Below are 289 nucleotides of genomic sequence, written 5' to 3'. Positions count from 1 at the left end.
AGCCTTGGACTTGCGCAGGCCGTTCAGGTATGAGCCGGCGGAAACCAGACCATTGTTGACGGCAGTCAGGCCGCTGGTGATGGCTGGAGTCTTGTCGGCAAGCTTGCTTGCACCGCTTGACAGCTTGCTGGTCCCGGACTGCAGCTGCTTAGCCCCGTCGGCAAGCTGGCTGGAGCCGTCGACGCCTTGAGCCAGACCGTTCTTAAGCTGGCCGGCGCCGGATTGAAGCGAGCTGGCACCGCTGGTCAGGCTGCTTGCCCCGTTGGCAAGCTGAGCCGCGCCGCTGACG

1 protein-coding gene is annotated in these 289 nt (G+C 64.7%); it reads right to left on the bottom strand.

Annotated features, from left to right (window positions below; genetic code table 11):
* Positions 1-289 (bottom strand): hypothetical protein (locus lacNas_RS00045; protein WP_201346470.1); only part of this gene is annotated, 289 nt, incomplete at both ends.

The organism is Lactobacillus nasalidis, assembly GCF_016587775.1.
Lineage (GTDB): Bacteria > Bacillota > Bacilli > Lactobacillales > Lactobacillaceae > Lactobacillus > Lactobacillus nasalidis.
The sequence above is the reverse complement of the archived record's forward strand: the minus strand, read 5'-3'. Positions and strand labels throughout refer to the sequence as shown.